Genomic DNA, 15,284 nt, shown 5'->3' with positions numbered 1-15,284 from the left:
AAGAGGTTTCCATGACTTCCGATCAACCGATCCGCTGGGGCATCATCGGCCCCGGCACCATCGCCCGCACTTTTGCGGATGGCGTTGCCCATTCGCGCACCGGTAAACTGGTAGCGATCGCCACCCGCAATCCTTCCAAGCCGGGCCTTGCCGAAAACTTCCCCGGCGCCCGCATCGTCGATGGTTACGAGGCGCTGCTTTCCGACCCCGAGGTCGATGCGGTCTATATTTCCGTGCCCCATACCGGCCATGCCGAATGGGCGATCAAGGCCGCGCGCGCCGGCAAGCATATCCTCGTCGAAAAACCGATCGCGCTTTCGGCCTATGATGCCGAAGCCGTTTACTACGAAGCCAAGAAGGCCGGCGTCTTTGCCGGCGAGGCCTTCATGTACCGCGTGCATCCGCAGACGGAGAAACTGGTCGAGCTCATCAAGAGCGGCGTCATCGGCACCGTCCGCATCATCCGCTCGAGCTTCGGCTTCAACATGGGCAGCTACAAGCCGGAACACCGGCTTTTCGCCAACGATACCGCCGGCGGCGGCATTCTCGATGTCGGCGGCTATCCGGTCTCCATGGCGAGGCTGATATCAGGCGCGGCGGAAGGCAAAGCCTTCCTCGAACCGGAGAAGGTGTCGGGTGTCGCTCATCTCGGCCAGAGCGGCGTCGACGAATGGGCGTCCGCCGTGCTGAAATTCCCGAACGAGATCATCGCCGAAGTCTCCTGCTCGATCATGGCCCAGCAGGACAACGTGCTGCGTATCATCGGCTCCGAAGGCCGGATCGAAGTGGCAGACTTCTGGTTCGCCTCCGGTCACAAGGGCGGCGTTGGCAAGATCGAGATCTTCAAGGGCGGCAAGCAGGAAACCATCGAGGTCAAGGAAGAGCGCTGGCTCTATTCCTTCGAGGCGGACGCGGCGGGCGATGCCATCCGCGCCGGCAAGACCGAGTTCAGCACTCCCGGCATGAGCTGGGCGGATTCGATCGGAAACCTGCGCGTGCTCGACCAGTGGCGCGCCTCTGTCGGTCTCGAATATGGCGTCGAGAAAGCCGTCAAGCGCACGGCCAACATATCGGGCAGCACCGTCAAGCGGGGCAACAGCATTCCGCAGCGACAGATTCCGGGCATTTCCAAGCCCGCTTCGGTCGTCACGCTCGGCTTCGAGTTCTTCCCGAATTTCGCCGCCGCCTCGCTGACGCTCGACGCCTTCTACGAGGCCGGCGGCAATGCCTTCGATACGGCCTTTGTTTATGGAGCCGGCAAAACGGAGGCGATCTTCGGAGACTGGCACACCAGCCGCAAAGTGCCGCGCGAAGAGATCGTGCTGATCGGCAAGGGCGCGCATTCGCCGCTCTGCTATCCCGACATGATCGCCAAGCAGCTCGACCAGTCGCTCGCCCGGCTGAAAACCGACTATGTCGACATCTATTTCATGCATCGCGACAATACCGACGTACCCGTCGGCGAATTCGTCGATGCCATGGATGCCGAGGTCAAACGCGGCCGCATCCGCGGCATCTTCGGCGGTTCGAACTGGACACGGGCGCGTTTCGACGAAGCGATCGCCTATGCAGAGAAAACCGGCAAGGCTGCGCCGGCAGCACTTTCCAACAATTTCTCGCTTGCCGAGATGCTCGATCCGATCTGGGCCGGCTGCGTCGCCGCCTCCGATGACGACTGGAAGAAATGGCTGAACGAGAAGCAGATCCCGAACTTCGCCTGGTCGAGCCAGGGCCGCGGCTTCTTCACTGACCGCGCCGGCCGCGACAAGCGGGATGACGAGGAGATCGTACGGGTCTGGTATTCCGAGCGCAATTTCGGACGCCGCGACCGCGCCATCGAGCTCGCCAACAAGCTCGGCCGCAATCCGATCCACATCGCGCTCGCCTATGTGATCGCTCAGCCTTTCCCGGTCATTCCGCTGATCGGGCCGCGCACCGTCGCCGAATTGGAGGACAGCCTCTCGGCGCTCGACATCCGGCTGACACCCGATGAGGTGAAGTGGCTGGAAGGCTGATGAACGAGGGGAGGGGCGCGGCTCAGATCGCGCCCCTCTCATATTTACTTGCGCGCTTCGGACGCCTTCTTTCTGGCTGCGTCATCCATCAACTCATACCACATGGCGTTGAGGACGGCGAAGGCGGCTGCAAGCGGCAGGCCGAGAATCCATGCGAAATACCACATCGTTTTGTCTCCCTCAGAGCAATTCCAGGAAAAGTGCGAAGCGGTTTTCCGTCCGGAATTGCGTAAAATAAAAGGTTAGAGCGGTTTTGTTAAACCGCTCTAGTAGGCGTGGCTGTTCTTGTCGGTGACGGATTTCTCGTCGACCTTGCCCCACAGGACCTTGTAGACCCAAGCGGTGTAGGCAAAGATGATCGGCAGGAAGATCGCCGTCACCACCAGCATGATGAACAGCGTCATATGGCTGGAGGATGCATCCCAGACCGTCAGGCTCGATCGCGGATCGAGCGAGGAGGGCAGGATGAACGGGAACATCGAGAGACCGACCGTCGAGATGATACCGAAGATCGCGAGCTTGCTGAAGAGCAGCGTCATCACCTCACGCCTTGCCCGCATGGCGATGAAAGCCAATGCCGCCCCCACAAGGCCGAGGACGGGCGCGACGATCATCCACGAATGGGCGCCGTAATTGGTAAGCCAGGCGCCCTTTTCGATCACCACCGTTTTCAGCAGCGGATTGGAAGGTCCGATCGGGCTGATATCGCTGGTGATGCGGTAGCCGTCGACCCCGATCCACAGGAAGAGGCCCCCGAGGGCAAACAGCACGATGGCGGCCAGGGCGGCGATGCTGCCATAACTTCTGGCCCTTTCCGCAACCGGCCCTCTCGCCTTCAACACCAGCCAGGCGGCACCATGCATCGTCAGCATGGCGAGGGAAAGCAGGCCGCAAAGCAGCGCATAGGGGTTGAGCAGAGCGAAGAACGAGCCTTCGTAGAAGATCCGCATATCGTCGGCGAAGCGGAAGGGCACGCCCTGCAGCACGTTGCCGACGGCAACGCCAAAGATCAGCGCCGGCACGAAGCCGCCGATAAAGAGCGCCCAGTCCCAGTTGCTGCGCCAGCGGGCACTTTCCCGCTTCGACCGGTATTTGAAGCCGACCGGGCGCAGGATGAGCGCGAAGAGGATCGCGAACATCGCGAGATAGAAGCCCGAGAAGGAGACCGCATAGAGCGGCGGCCAGGCGGCGAAAATGGCGCCGCCGCCGAGGATCAGCCAGACCTGATTGCCTTCCCAGGTGGCGCCGATGGTGTTGATCGCCACGCGCCGTTCCGTATCGGTCCTGGCGACGAAAGGCAGAAGCGTGCCGACGCCGAGGTCGAAGCCGCCTGTCGTCGCAAAGGCGATCAACAGAACACCGAGCAGCAGCCACCAGATGATACGCAGGGTTTCATAGTCGATGAGTTCGTGAAGGATCATGACAGGTCACTCCGCGGCCGGGACGAGGGTTTCGGAAATCAGCACGGCTTCCGGCTCGTCGTCCGGCTCCGGTCCCTGCCTGATCGCCTTGAGCATCAGGCTCATCTCGATGACGATCAGCACAGTGTAGAGCGCGGCAAAACCGATGATCGTCAAAAGCACGGTGCCGGCGCCGAGGCTGGAGACGGCGGCCGCGGTCGGCAGCACGCCTTCGATCACCCAGGGCTGGCGACCGAATTCGGCGACGACCCAGCCGAGCTCAATGGCGACAAAGGGCAGCGGGATCGCCAGTACGGCAATCCGCAGCAGCAGCGGATATTTGTCGAGATGGCGCCGAGCCGACAGCCAGAAGAAGGTTGATGTCAAGAGGATGAAGAAGATGCCGAGCCCGACCATGATGCGGAAGGACCAGAAGAGCGTCGGCACGTGCGGGATCGTATCGCGCGCGGCCTGGACGATTTGCGCCTCGCTCGCCTGGCGCGGATCGTCGACATAGCGCTTCAGAAGAAGGGCGTAACCAAGATCATGGCCGAGATCCTCGAAAGAGCTGCGCACCTCCTGCGCCACCTGATCCTGGGCGGGGGCGGCGCGGATCTGCATCAGCGCGTCGTAAGCCTTGATGCCGTCGCGGATGCGGGTTTCGGCCTGCTGTTCAAGCTTGTCGATACCTGGGATTTCCGTCGTCAGCGATCGCGTGCCGATCAGACCCATGACCCAGGGGATATGCACGGCGAAATGTGTTTCACGCGCTTCCTGGTCGGGGAAACCGAAGGCGGTGAAGGCGGCCGGAGCCGGCTCGGTCTTCCACATGCCCTCGATTGCGGCGAGCTTCATTTTCTGGTTCTCGGTCGCGAGATAACCGCTCTCATCGCCGAGCACGACCACCGACAGCGCCGAGGCCAGCCCGAAGGAGGCGGCCACCGTCATTGAGCGCTTGGCTAGCTCGATATGCCGGCCCTTGATCACATACCAGGCCGAAACGCCGAGCACGAAGATCGAGGCGCAGACATAACCCGCCGAGACCGTGTGGACGAATTTCGCCTGGGCGACGGGATTGAAGACCACGTCGAAGAAGCTTGTTATCTCCATGCGCATCGTCTGCGGATTGAGCGCCGAGCCCACCGGGTTCTGCATCCAGCCGTTGGCGATGAGGATCCAGAGCGCGGAAAAGTTCGAGCCGAGCGCCACCGCCCAGGTGGCAACGAGATGCCCGACTTTCGAGAGCTTGTCCCAGCCGAAGAAGAACAGGCCGACGAAGGTCGCTTCGAGGAAGAAGGCCATCAGCCCTTCGATCGCCAGTGGTGCCCCGAAGATGTCACCGACATAATAGCTGTAATAGCTCCAGTTCATGCCGAACTGGAATTCCATGACGATGCCGGTGGCGACGCCGATCACGAAATTGATGCCGAACAGCGTGCCCCAGAATTTCGTCATCTGCCGCCAGATCTGGCGGCCGGTCATGACATAGACGGTTTCCATGATCGCGAGCAGCACGGACAGACCGAGCGTCAGCGGTACGAACAGGAAGTGGTAAAGCGCCGTCAGCGCGAATTGGAAGCGCGAAAGCGCTACGATATCTAATTCCATTGTCTTTCTCCCACGGTCCCACGGGGTACGGAACGTTCCTCAGCGCCGGCCGGCGGCTGAGGGCATGCGGGTCTCACTCAATCCGGCCGAAGCCGGTCGAGCGCCTTTTCGAACGCCGCCTCTCCGCGGCGTGAAACTTCCGAAATATGTCCTCCTTCGATGACAACGATGCGGTCTGCGATCGCCGCTTCGCGGCGGATATGCGTTGCGATCACCAGTGAACGGCCCGCCGCCGTCTTGGAAAGGCGCTGGAGCACGTCGCGGGCAGTGGCGCCGTCGAGGCTCTCTGTGGGTTCATCGAGCAGCCAGAGCGACGTGTCGCGCAGGAAGAGCCGGGCAAGCGCCAGCCGGCGCGACTGGCCGCCAGAAAGGCCGAGCCCGCCTTCGCCGAGCCTTGTGTCGATCCCCCGTGGCATGGCCTCGATATCGGCGAGCAGGCCGGCAGCCGCGAGCGCTTCGCGAAGGCGGGTCTCGCTCGCATCTGGGTTGGCAAGGGCGAGGTTGCCGCGCAGGCTATCCTCGAAGAGTTCGGTCCGCTGCGTCAGCAGTGTCGCCCCCATCGCGGCGACACTTCCCGCTCTGGCCGACAATTCGTTCGAAAGCAGAGCGAGCAGGCTCGACTTGCCGGCGCCGCTGCTGCCGATGACGGCAAGGCGCTCGCCCTGCTCGAGCGTGAGGTCGATGCCCACGAGCGCCGGCACGGCGGAATTCTCATGGAAGGCGGTCACAGCAGCCAGCGAAAAGGCGTATCCCGGCCGCGGCGACGCCAAAGGCTCGGTTACATCAGCGGCGGCAAGCCGCGGCGCGATGCGCTTAGCGGCCAGCAGCGTCCGCCCGAGTTCCAACGCACCGCGGCGTAATGCTGCGAAGGGCTCGACCGCAGCAAAGGCAACGAGCAGGCCGAGGGCTGCGACCGGCGCGGTGATCGTCTTGGTTTCCGCGAGGGCCGCAACGGCAAGCAGCGAGGCCGTCAACAGCAGGGTGGAGACGAGACCGAAGCCGAATGTCAGGCCGGTTTCGACGCGGTTCAGCCGATCGTCGGCAGCGGCTGCGTAACTGTCGGCATCTGCAATGATGCTCCTCTGCGCGGCAAGCCGGCCAGCCATCAGGAGGTCGGTCTGGCCGGCAACGAGATCGATCGTCCGTGACCGCAGCGCCTCGATGCCGTGGGCGCGCCTGCGAGCATGGCTCCGCGCCGCCCGGCCGGCGACCCAGGGCAGGCCGAGGCCGGCGCCCATCAAAAAGAGACCGAAACACAGGCCGAACAGGGGATGCATGAGCCCCAGCACCACGCTTGCGGCCAATGCCGCGCCGATCGCGACCGCGGCAGGCACGAGAATTCTGAGATAAAGGGAGTCGAGCGCATCGATATCGGCGGTCAGCCGGAAGAGCAGCCTTGCCGGACGATGCGAGAGGGCGCGCGCAGCACCCGGTTCGGCAAAGCCGCGAAATAATCTCTCGCGAAGAGCGGCGAGCACGCCGAGCGTCGCATCATGGGTCGCAAGCCTTTCACCGTAACGCGCCACCGTTCTGACGATGGCGAGCAGCCGGATGCCGGCCGACGGCGCAAAAACGTCGAAGGTAACGGCGGCAGCGGCCGAAAGCCCGGCAAGCGAGGTGGCGGTGATGAACCAGCCGGAAAGGCCGAGCAGCGCGATACCCGCCGTCACCGTCGCCGCCGAAAGCACTGCGCCGAAGAGCAGCGCGCGCCGGCGCTCGGCGAGGAACAGCCGCAGGATCGGCTTGAGGTCTGCAGCAAATCTGCTCATTCGGCAGCCTCCCTCACAATAAAGTTGGCGTCGACGTGCACCGCGCGATGCATGCAGGCGGCAAGCAGCGGGTCATGGGTCGCGACGATCAAGGTGCGGCCCCTGGCGAGCGAAAGCAGGCTCTCGGTCACTTCGGCCGCGGTTGCAGCGTCGAGATGGGCGGTCGGCTCGTCGGCCAGGATGATCTGGAGATCGGGATTGCAGGCCGCGCGCGCGATCGCAAGCCGCAGCGCCTCGCCGCCGGAAAGCCCGATCCCGCTCTCGCCGAGCGAGCGGTTGCCATAGGCATCGGCAACCTTTCCGAGGCTGGCGGCATCGAGCGCACCTGCCAAGTCGCTGCTTGAGATGCCGGGCCTTCCAAGCGCGATGTTGCCCGCGATGGTACCGGCGAAAATATGCGGCTTCTGGCCGATCCACGCCATGCCGCCGCGCACAGCAGCGGCAGTATCATCCGCAAGCTCGGTGTCGCCGATGACGATGCGGCCTTCGCTGCAGGGCGCCAGTCCCGCAACGAGCGAAAGAAGCGTCGACTTGCCGGAACCGCTGGCGCCGAGCAGCGCCACATGCTCGCCGGCGGCGATATCGAGGTTGAAACCGTCGAGAACAAGCGGTTCGTCGGCGTCGTAGCGAAAGGCGAGATTTTCAAAGCGGATGTCCGGGGCCATGCCGCCCGCGGGAGCCATGGGTTCGGCCGCCCCCCGGATGGGCAAGCCATCAACTGCAAGCGCCTCCAACGCCTTCAGCGCCGCTTCGCCGGCCGCCCGGTCGTGCCAGACGGCGGAGAGTTCGCGCAGCGGCTCGAAGAAGGCGGGCGCCAGCAGCAGGATGAACAAACCTTCGGTCAGGTCGAGCCCGCCCGACCAGGTGCCGAAACGGATCTCGCCGAGCAGGCTGAAACCGACATAGACGGCGATCATCGCCACGCCGAGCGCGGCGAAAAGCTCGAGCACGGCCGAGGAGAGGAAGGCGATCTTCAGCACGGACATGGTGCGCGAACGCAGCGATTCCGCCTCGCGCCGCAGCCGAAAAGCCGTCGCATCGACCGCGTCGAGCGCCCGGATCGTCGTCAGCCCGCGCAGCCGGTCGAGCAGGAAGCCGTTGAGACCGCCGGTCGCGACAAGCTGTCTTTCGCTCGCCGCTTGGGCGCGCCAGCCGATCAACGCCATGAAGATCGGGATCAGCGGCGCAGCAAACAGCAGAACCAGCGCGGCGATCCAGGAGACAGGAAGGATGAAGGCAAGGATGATGAGCGGCACAAGGCTCGATTTCATCCGCGCCGGCTGGAAACGGGCGAGATAGGGCACGATGAGTTCAGCCTGCTCGCCAATGACGCTGGCGGCTTTGCCGGATGCCGGCCGGCCGCGGTCGACCGGCGACGACAGGGAAAGAGCAGCGACGGCGGCCCGCCGTTTGCGACTGAGCTCTATGCGGGCGGCGCGAAAGGCGAGGCGACCGCCAGCCGCTTCGAGACAGCTCCTTGCCAATCCGAGGACGAGGATGCCGAAGGCCGGCCAGAGAACGTCGTGTAATCCGCCGCCATCGGCGATGCGGCCGACCGAGAGGGCGAGCAATCCGGCCTGCGGGATCCAGATGGCGGAGGCAAGCACCTGCAGCATCGCGGCTCTTCGCAGCCGGCCTTTCGCCGTGTCACCGCGAGACGAACCGACATCGCGTGGCTGTACCGCCGATTTACCTCTCGCGTCGAAGAAAGCAGTGCCCATGGCTCTAACTCTTGTTCGCAGGATTCGGCCGGCGGCTGCGGCCGAGCGAGACGACCCGGTCCTTGGCCTCCAGAAGCTTGGTCACTTTCGCGCCCAGCGAGAGTAGCGTTGCAAGCCTTTCCGTTTCAAGTTGTTTTACGTCTTCATACCAATGTGTCAGCTGTTCGATCAGCGTATGCATCTCGCTCATGCGCGCCTGCGCATGCCGTTCGGCATCGCTCGCCGGCCGCTGCATCAGGATCTCGCGCAGGACCGACAGCGTCGGATCGACTTCCCGCTTCTTTCGCTCCTCGGCAAGCGTTCGCAAAATGAGCCAGACATCGTCGGGCGTGGTGAAAAAATCACGGCGATCGTCAGGCTTATGCTTGAGAAGCACGAGGTTCCACGCCTGCAGTTCGCGCAGGCTCATCGACACGTTGGAGCGCGAAATGCCGAGCGCATCGGCGATCTCCTCGGCGCAGATCGGCGTGGGCGAGACGTAGAGCAGGGCATAGATCTGGCCGACCGTGCGGTTGATTCCCCAGCGGGAGCCCATTTCGCCGAAATGGAGAACAAAGGACTGGACGAGAGGCGGAAGGTTCATGGTCATTTCCGTTGCGTCTGTGATTTCAGTAATTTCTGAAATTACTATAGCCAATTTCGCGACCGGCCGACAATCGGCAAGGCTGCCCTGCGTCAATTTGGATATCCGTTCGTCGATCGTGGGCTGGATATAACAGGAGGCGACACGGCCGGATTTGATTTGGATCAATTCAGCAACACTTCGCAGCCATGACGCAAAAACGCCCGGCAATGCTACGCGCATGCCGGGCGTTTGGTCTGACTGTGATGATGAGCGGCGTTATGCACGCCGCCGCTGGTCGAGGCGGCTCAGATCAAGCCGGCCAGGATGCCGACACCCGATATGGCGGCGATCCCGCCGGCCGCACGCGCCACGAAGGCGCCCTGGCGCCCACCGGCGCGGCCGATGATGTAACCAAGGGCAAGGCCTGCGCCGTGCAGCAGCGCGGTCGCAATCATGAAACCGGCAGCATAGGCGGCACCGGCGGCGTTTTCCGGCATTTCGGCGCCATGCGCATGACCGTGGAAGATCGCAACGAGGCCGACAATGCCGAGCGCTGCTGCGAGGGGTGCCTTGACGTCGAGCGCAACGATAGCGCCGAGGACGACGACGGAAAGGGCTATGCCCAATTCAACGAAGGGAACATCGATGCCGGCAGCGCCGAGGGCACCGCCGAACGACATGACAAGAACGAAGGTCGTCGGTACGAGCCAGGTGGCGCGACCGCCGAGCTGGAATGCGAAAACACCGACCATCACCATGGCGAGGACATGATCGAGCCCTGATATCGGATGGGCAAAACCATGGCCGAAACCGGCCGCGTCGCCGATGGCGGGATGGGCGGAGGCGGCGGCCGGAAGCGCCGCGGCAGCCAAAGCCAGCAGGACACTCTTGAGTGCTGATTTCATTGCTCGATTCCCTCGTAAATTTTTGAATATCCTGCGGCCGCCGAATATAAGGCATGGCTCCAAGTCGCGCGCATCAAGCTAGTCCAAAGAGCCTGTACGGTCAACGAGAAATGCATAAATTACAAGGCAATTCAATTGCTTATGTGATAGGCAAATGCCGCTTTCGATAGCGCATCCGTCTCAATATCGGCCCTTCGAACGACCTCGGCTCTTCACATTCCTTTTCCGAGAACTGGAAACGACCCGGCACAGCGGCTATCAATCGTCCGACCGAGGCGACACAAACCGTCCGCGCGTTGGAGGAGACATTCATGACGAATAACGAACGGCCGCTGGCGATCAGCGCCCCCGAGCCGCGCACGCTCGACCTGATCTTCACCGACAAGGCGCGCGCCGAACTGCATGCGAAATACGAGATCGTCGAGGCAGATCCCGACAATATCGCCGATCTTGGCGACGAGGTCCTCGGCAGGGCGCGCTACATCATCGGCCAGCCGCCGCTTACGGCGGAAACGCTGGCGAGAATGCCAGCCCTGCGCTCGATCCTCAACGTCGAAAGCAATCTCTTGAACAACATGCCCTATGACGTGCTGTTCGAGCGCGGCATTCATGTTGTGACCACCGGCCAGGTCTTTGCCGAGCCGGTCGCCGAAATCGGTCTCGGCTTCGCGCTGGCCTTGGCGCGCGGCATCGTCGATGCGGATGTGGCGTTTCGCGAGGGCAGCGAACTCTGGGGAGGGGAGGGCAATACGACTGCGCGGCTGATCGCCGGCTCCGAGATCGGTATCGTCGGCTTCGGCGATCTCGGCAAGGCGCTGCGCAGGCTGCTCTCCGGCTTCAAGGCGCGCATCAGGGTCTTCGACCCCTGGCTGCCGCGCTCGATCCTCGAGGAAAACGGCGTCGAGCCGGCAAGCCTGGAGGATGTGCTGACGAAGAGCGATTTCGTCTTCGTCGTTGCAGCCGTCACCAGTGAAAACAAGGGATTTCTCGGCACTGAGGCCTTCGCCAGCATGCGCAAAGGCGCGGCCTTCATCCTGCTCAGCCGCGCCGATGTCGTCGATTTCGACGCGCTCATGGCGGCCGTTTCGTCAGGCCATATCGTCGCGGCAAGCGACGTCTACCCTGAGGAGCCGCTGCCGCCCGATCATCCGGTGCGAAGCCTCAAAGGCTTCATCCGCTCGGCGCATCGGGCCGGGGCGCTCGACAGCGCCTTCAAGAAGATGGGCGACATGGTGCTCGAGGACATGGACCTGATGGATCGCGGCCTGCCGCCGATGCGCTGCAAGCGGGCGGAGCGCGAGACGGTCTCCCGCATGCGCTCCAAACCGGTCGCAGTGAATTAGATGCCGCGCAGGCACGCCACTCAGGCGGCGCGCTGCTCCGTGCCCTGGATCGCGGCGAGCTTCCAGTCGCCGCTCGGCTTGCGCACGAAGGTCCATACCTCGGTGCTTTCGCTCGGGTGGCGATCGTCGCCGGAAACGACGCGGCCGCTGTTGCGTTCGACCATCGCATCGATCGAGGAATAGCGCATGGCGAGTGTCGCATAGTCCTGACCATCCTCGCGCCAGGCCTCGGCGATATCGCCCTGCAGCAGCTTGACATCGGAAACGCGGTTGCGCACGCCGTTGGTGGCGTTTTCGCCGAGCTCCTCGGCAAGGTAGGACATCGCCTCGGGTGTCGTCAGGCGGCGCAACGTGCCGTAATCCTCGGCACCGTAAGCCGTCTGAACGCCGGTCAGCAGTTCCTCGAACTGGTCGAGATCGGCCTGCGCCAGCCCGATCTCATCGCTCGGACGGTTGCCGCGCGAGGACGAACCTGAACCCGCGCCCGAACCGATCGCCGGGATCTGGAAGGACGAATTGCCTGCTGGCGACATGCCGTAGGACTGGGCGTAGGATCGGCTCTGACCGCCGATGCCATAGGAAGGCTGTCGGCGGCTGGCGAAATAACGCATGGCGAGCATGACGGCACCGCCGATCAAAGCGATCTGCAGCAGCATGCCGAGGAAGCCGAAGCCGCCGCCGAAACCGTGACCGAGCAGCATGCCGAGGAGGCCGCCGGCAATCAGGCCGCCGACCATCGAACGGCCGAAGCCACCGAAGAGACTAGGACGCTGAGCGCCGAAGGGCTGCTGCGCGGCTGCAGGTGCCGTCGTCTGCGGACGCGGCGTCATCGACCGCTCCATCGGCGCGGCGGGTGCAGATGCGGTGCTGGTCACCGGAGGAGCCTGGAAGGTGCGCGTACCGCGGCTTCCGAAACCGCCGCTGCCGGCCCGGCGCGCCTCGGCACTGTCGAGGGAAGCAAAAACGGTAGCGCTCGTCAGAGCGGCAATGGCCGCAAACTTGGCAAAACGCGAAATGGCACCCGGCATTCATGATCTCCTGTCATGCGCAATCACGGCATGTCGGGAGACATATAGGTACACTTTCCCGGGTTTGAAGTTCTTTGGCTCCAATACTGCCACACGCCTACTGGCAGACGTCGACCCAGCTGGCGCCGGTCAGCTCGGCCAGCCGCCCGGTTTCGATGCGCACGGCCGAATTCGTCGAGCCGGCCGCCGGCACGACTTCATCGAAACGTTTCAGCGAGATGTCGCAATAGATCGGCAGCGGCGAGGGCAGTCCGAAGGGGCAGACGCCGCCGACCGGATGGCTGGTGACGGCCACGACTTCCTCGGCATCGAGCATGCGCCCCTTGGCGCCGAACGTGTCCTTGAATTTGCGATTGTCGAGCCGCGCCGTGCCGCCGGCAACGACCAGCATCATCTGCTCGCCGACCCGCAGACAGATCGTCTTGGCGATTTGCGCGGGCTCGACGCCGTGGGCTTCGGCGGCAAGCGCCACCGTCGAGGAGCTCTCGGCGGTTTCGATGATTTCGATATCGGGCGCGTGGACACGGAGGAAAGCGCGGACGGATTCAAGGCTCATGGGATGGACGTGCAAAAACGATGATCGGAGGATGCGGACTGCGATGAATACCGAAATGCAAGCATCATTCCGTAACTTAAAGTTCCAGCAATTTCAATCAAAGCGTGGCTCGTTCGCTGAGCGACGGCAATGGCAGGATCGGAGATCATCCGCCTTCGTGGCGGATGCCGGCCGGGATGATTTCACCTTGAAACCACCCCGGCCGGATATTGCCAACAGCGGCGAGGAAGCCGATCTATTCGTGTAATAAAGCGAGGTCGCGGCGCAGCCATGCTGGAAAGAAGTCCACGCTGTTCACCATGCGACGACGTTTCCGCCGGGCAATGATGGTTGCGACGAGAATCTCCCGAAAGCTAAATCGCGAGCAAAGCTCGCTCATGGATGTCGCCAGGCTCTCGCCGGCGTGCTGATTGTTCATGATCAATCGCGGTCAGAATCTGAACCGCCCTTCTCTCAAGCTTGAAGAGCGCAGCGCCATGTCGCGCGGACGTCGCCGTGCCAAAACGCTGCGTACGAAACGGACGCCGTCTTCGGATGGTGAAGCTTGAAAGGTCTCGGATTGGTTCGAGGCAGGGAGCTTCGGAAGCCTATGCCAAAGAGGCGTTGGACGAGGAAATATCTGTCATTGCACGCCTCCGTTGTTGAACTGCTCCGGCGGCAATTATTAGCCGATCGACGAAAGACAGGCAAGAGCGAAACTCGGCCCGTGAGGCCGGCAGTGCCATTGTAACCGGCCCTATGTCGCGATGGATGGACCTTGCTCCGGCGCTGTCTACATCGATGTTTACCGGCAACTAAACCTGGCACTTTCATCGGCATTGACCCCGCCGAGAAGATCGTCATAATAAATTTTGCACACGTGCTCAATTTTGTCATTCGGCCGTTACATCAACCCCCTAGAGCGGACATCGTCACGTTTTCGTGGGGTTTCGGAGCGGCCATCATCAGCAGTGCTGACCCGCCAAGAGGCTTCACACTGCTCTTCCAGGGAGACGAAGAAGATGACCATTTTGCCGACACTGAAATCCCTCACCATCGCGGCCGCCATCCTGGCCTCGACCTCCGCTTTCGCCTTCGCCAAGGACGTTACCATCAGCGTCTGGGCCGGCGGCACCGGCCCGAACGACGTCTATCGCCTCGACGCCATCGACATCGCGGCCCAGCAGCTGCAGCGCCAGGCGGCCCTCAAGGGCGAAGACCTGAAGATCACCGTCGAGAAGAAATCCTATTCCGCCTGGGAGGACTTCAAGCAGGCGCTGACGCTGGCTGCGGAAGCCAAGACCGCGCCCAATATCGTCGTCAGCGGTCATGAAGACATCGCGCCCTGGTCGCAGGCCGGCCTCATCGTTCCGATCGAAGATTACGTCGATCTCGACTCCTGGCCGCTCAACGGCATCTACGAGAACCTGCTGCAGATCGCCTCCTACAACGGCACCGTCTACGGCATACCGCAGGATGCCGAATCCCGCCCCATGTTCTTCTGGAAGCCGTATATGAAGGCGATCGGCTATAGCGACGCCGATCTGGACGCGCTGCCGCAGAGCGTTCAGGACGGCAAGTACACCATGAAGAACCTGCTCGAAGACGCCAAGAAGATGCAGGACAAGGGCCTCGTCCAGCCGGGCTACGGCTTCTATCCACGCACCAGCAACGGCCCCGACTACTGGCAGTTCTACACCAGCTTCGGCGGCACGATGGAAGAAAACGGCAAGCTCGTTTTCGACAAGGCGGCGATGACCCGCACCTACCAGTTCTTCGCCGATGCCGTTAAATCGGGCGTCACCAAGAAGAACCACATCGGCATGCCGGGCGACCAGTGGTGGAAGGAAGTCGCCACCGGCAAGGCCGGCATCTGGGACGGCGGCACCTGGCATTATGCCCGTCTCGTCAACCAGGAAGGACTCAAGGACTTCTTCGGCAACGTGATCTTCACGCTGATCCCGGCCGGTGAAGGCGGCAAGGCCAACACGCTGACCCATCCGCTCGTCTACCTCTTGACCGCCGGTCACGACAAGGAAGAGACCGACATCGCCGCCCAGCTGATCACGATCGCCTCCGAGCCGCGCATCAACGCGCTGCATGCGGTCAAATCGGCCCATCTCGGCATCTCCGAGGCGGAATCCCAAGTCGATTTCTACTCGGCCGACCGCTGGACCCGCGAAGCCACAGAACGTCTGCTGCCGCATGCCAATGCGATGCCGAACAATTCCGATTTCGGCACCTACTGGAACATCATGTGGAAGAACCTTCAGGCATCCTGGACCGGCGACAAGGCCGTCGATGCCGCGGTCAATGATGCCGAAAGCGAGCTGAAGAGCACGCTCGGCGACAAGATCGTCATCCGCTAGGACCGAAGCATCATCCGGGCGGCGGC

Annotated in this window: 14 protein-coding genes; 4 read left to right on the top strand and 10 right to left on the bottom strand. The window is 62.8% G+C overall.

Features of this window, described 5'->3' with window-relative positions; all coding sequences use genetic code 11:
* The first annotated feature begins 11 nt into the window (after positions 1 to 11).
* On the top strand, positions 12 to 2,015 hold the full coding sequence (locus tag GGD57_RS19210; protein ID WP_184471887.1) for an aldo/keto reductase: 2,004 nt from the start codon (positions 12 to 14) through the stop codon (positions 2,013 to 2,015).
* Between the two features lie 44 nt (positions 2,016 to 2,059).
* On the opposite strand, the gene cydX is transcribed toward GGD57_RS19210, so the two are convergent.
* The 7 genes from cydX to GGD57_RS19175 form a co-directional block, all read right to left on the bottom strand.
* Positions 2,060 to 2,182: a cytochrome bd-I oxidase subunit CydX gene (cydX, locus tag GGD57_RS19205; protein WP_184471886.1), complete on the bottom strand. Its 123-nt coding sequence runs from the start codon at positions 2,180 to 2,182 to the stop codon at positions 2,060 to 2,062.
* Positions 2,183 to 2,281: 99 nt separating this feature from the next.
* Positions 2,282 to 3,436, bottom strand: coding sequence for a cytochrome d ubiquinol oxidase subunit II (gene cydB / locus GGD57_RS19200; protein WP_184471885.1), 1,155 nt, complete (start codon positions 3,434 to 3,436; stop codon positions 2,282 to 2,284).
* Positions 3,437 to 3,442: 6 nt separating this feature from the next.
* Positions 3,443 to 5,023 carry a cytochrome ubiquinol oxidase subunit I gene (locus tag GGD57_RS19195; RefSeq protein ID WP_184471884.1) on the bottom strand — a complete coding sequence of 527 codons (1,581 nt, stop codon included), beginning with the start codon at positions 5,021 to 5,023 and terminating at the stop codon, positions 3,443 to 3,445.
* A gap of 77 nt (positions 5,024 to 5,100) precedes the next feature.
* The gene (locus GGD57_RS19190) at positions 5,101 to 6,792 is read right to left on the bottom strand and encodes an amino acid ABC transporter ATP-binding/permease protein (protein ID WP_184471883.1); all 1,692 of its coding nucleotides are present in this window, start codon (positions 6,790 to 6,792) and stop codon (positions 5,101 to 5,103) included.
* A complete protein-coding gene (cydD, locus tag GGD57_RS19185; protein WP_184471882.1) occupies positions 6,789 to 8,513 on the bottom strand; it encodes a thiol reductant ABC exporter subunit CydD in 1,725 nt (574 codons plus the stop codon). The genes GGD57_RS19190 and cydD overlap by 4 nt, the downstream gene beginning before the upstream one ends.
* Before the next feature lie 4 nt (positions 8,514 to 8,517).
* Positions 8,518 to 9,096 carry a GbsR/MarR family transcriptional regulator gene (locus GGD57_RS19180; RefSeq protein ID WP_184471881.1) on the bottom strand — a complete coding sequence of 193 codons (579 nt, stop codon included), beginning with the start codon at positions 9,094 to 9,096 and terminating at the stop codon, positions 8,518 to 8,520.
* A 287-nt stretch (positions 9,097 to 9,383) separates the two neighbouring features.
* A complete protein-coding gene (locus tag GGD57_RS19175; protein WP_184471880.1) occupies positions 9,384 to 9,983 on the bottom strand; it encodes a HupE/UreJ family protein in 600 nt (199 codons plus the stop codon).
* A 311-nt stretch (positions 9,984 to 10,294) separates the two neighbouring features.
* Between GGD57_RS19175 and GGD57_RS19170 the strand changes: the two genes are divergently transcribed.
* Positions 10,295 to 11,326: a hydroxyacid dehydrogenase gene (locus GGD57_RS19170; protein ID WP_184471879.1), complete on the top strand. Its 1,032-nt coding sequence runs from the start codon at positions 10,295 to 10,297 to the stop codon at positions 11,324 to 11,326.
* Between the two features lie 20 nt (positions 11,327 to 11,346).
* Here the strand turns inward: GGD57_RS19170 and GGD57_RS19165 are convergent, their stop codons facing one another.
* A complete protein-coding gene (locus tag GGD57_RS19165) occupies positions 11,347 to 12,354 on the bottom strand; it encodes a Tim44 domain-containing protein (RefSeq protein WP_184471878.1) in 1,008 nt (335 codons plus the stop codon).
* A 97-nt stretch (positions 12,355 to 12,451) separates the two neighbouring features.
* Positions 12,452 to 12,910 (bottom strand): YbaK/EbsC family protein, encoded by a 459-nt coding sequence (locus tag GGD57_RS19160; RefSeq protein WP_184471877.1) that lies wholly within the window; start codon positions 12,908 to 12,910, stop codon positions 12,452 to 12,454.
* A 43-nt stretch (positions 12,911 to 12,953) separates the two neighbouring features.
* Here GGD57_RS19160 and GGD57_RS19155 point away from each other — a divergent pair, with 43 nt between their 5' ends.
* Positions 12,954 to 13,157, top strand: a complete 204-nt coding sequence (locus GGD57_RS19155) for a hypothetical protein (protein ID WP_184471876.1) — start codon at positions 12,954 to 12,956, stop codon at positions 13,155 to 13,157.
* Here the strand turns inward: GGD57_RS19155 and GGD57_RS19150 are convergent.
* On the bottom strand, positions 13,146 to 13,328 hold the full coding sequence (locus tag GGD57_RS19150; protein ID WP_184471875.1) for a hypothetical protein: 183 nt from the start codon (positions 13,326 to 13,328) through the stop codon (positions 13,146 to 13,148). The genes GGD57_RS19155 and GGD57_RS19150 overlap by 12 nt on opposite strands.
* Positions 13,329 to 13,911: 583 nt before the next feature.
* Here GGD57_RS19150 and GGD57_RS19145 point away from each other — a divergent pair.
* A complete protein-coding gene (locus tag GGD57_RS19145) occupies positions 13,912 to 15,258 on the top strand; it encodes an extracellular solute-binding protein (protein ID WP_184471874.1) in 1,347 nt (448 codons plus the stop codon).
* Positions 15,259 to 15,284: the final 26 nt, after the last annotated feature.

It is taken from the genome of Rhizobium esperanzae (assembly GCF_014197615.1).
Lineage (GTDB): Bacteria > Pseudomonadota > Alphaproteobacteria > Rhizobiales > Rhizobiaceae > Rhizobium > Rhizobium esperanzae_A.
The sequence above is the reverse complement of the archived record's forward strand: the minus strand, read 5'-3'. Positions and strand labels throughout refer to the sequence as shown.

What these genes read in the sequence shown, in the direction of transcription:
- GGD57_RS19210 (WP_184471887.1), top strand. Translation starts at nt 12, where the DNA reads ATGACTTCCGATCAACCGATCCGCTGGGGCATCATCGGCCCCGGCACC.
- cydX (WP_184471886.1), bottom strand. Translation starts at nt 2,182, where the DNA reads ATGTGGTATTTCGCATGGATTCTCGGCCTGCCGCTTGCAGCCGCCTTC.
- cydB (WP_184471885.1), bottom strand. Translation starts at nt 3,436, where the DNA reads ATGATCCTTCACGAACTCATCGACTATGAAACCCTGCGTATCATCTGG.
- GGD57_RS19195 (WP_184471884.1), bottom strand. Translation starts at nt 5,023, where the DNA reads ATGGAATTAGATATCGTAGCGCTTTCGCGCTTCCAATTCGCGCTGACG.
- GGD57_RS19190 (WP_184471883.1), bottom strand. Translation starts at nt 6,792, where the DNA reads ATGAGCAGATTTGCTGCAGACCTCAAGCCGATCCTGCGGCTGTTCCTC.
- cydD (WP_184471882.1), bottom strand. Translation starts at nt 8,513, where the DNA reads ATGGGCACTGCTTTCTTCGACGCGAGAGGTAAATCGGCGGTACAGCCA.
- GGD57_RS19180 (WP_184471881.1), bottom strand. Translation starts at nt 9,096, where the DNA reads ATGAACCTTCCGCCTCTCGTCCAGTCCTTTGTTCTCCATTTCGGCGAA.
- GGD57_RS19175 (WP_184471880.1), bottom strand. Translation starts at nt 9,983, where the DNA reads ATGAAATCAGCACTCAAGAGTGTCCTGCTGGCTTTGGCTGCCGCGGCG.
- GGD57_RS19170 (WP_184471879.1), top strand. Translation starts at nt 10,295, where the DNA reads ATGACGAATAACGAACGGCCGCTGGCGATCAGCGCCCCCGAGCCGCGC.
- GGD57_RS19165 (WP_184471878.1), bottom strand. Translation starts at nt 12,354, where the DNA reads ATGCCGGGTGCCATTTCGCGTTTTGCCAAGTTTGCGGCCATTGCCGCT.
- GGD57_RS19160 (WP_184471877.1), bottom strand. Translation starts at nt 12,910, where the DNA reads ATGAGCCTTGAATCCGTCCGCGCTTTCCTCCGTGTCCACGCGCCCGAT.
- GGD57_RS19155 (WP_184471876.1), top strand. Translation starts at nt 12,954, where the DNA reads ATGAATACCGAAATGCAAGCATCATTCCGTAACTTAAAGTTCCAGCAA.
- GGD57_RS19150 (WP_184471875.1), bottom strand. Translation starts at nt 13,328, where the DNA reads ATGAACAATCAGCACGCCGGCGAGAGCCTGGCGACATCCATGAGCGAG.
- GGD57_RS19145 (WP_184471874.1), top strand. Translation starts at nt 13,912, where the DNA reads ATGACCATTTTGCCGACACTGAAATCCCTCACCATCGCGGCCGCCATC.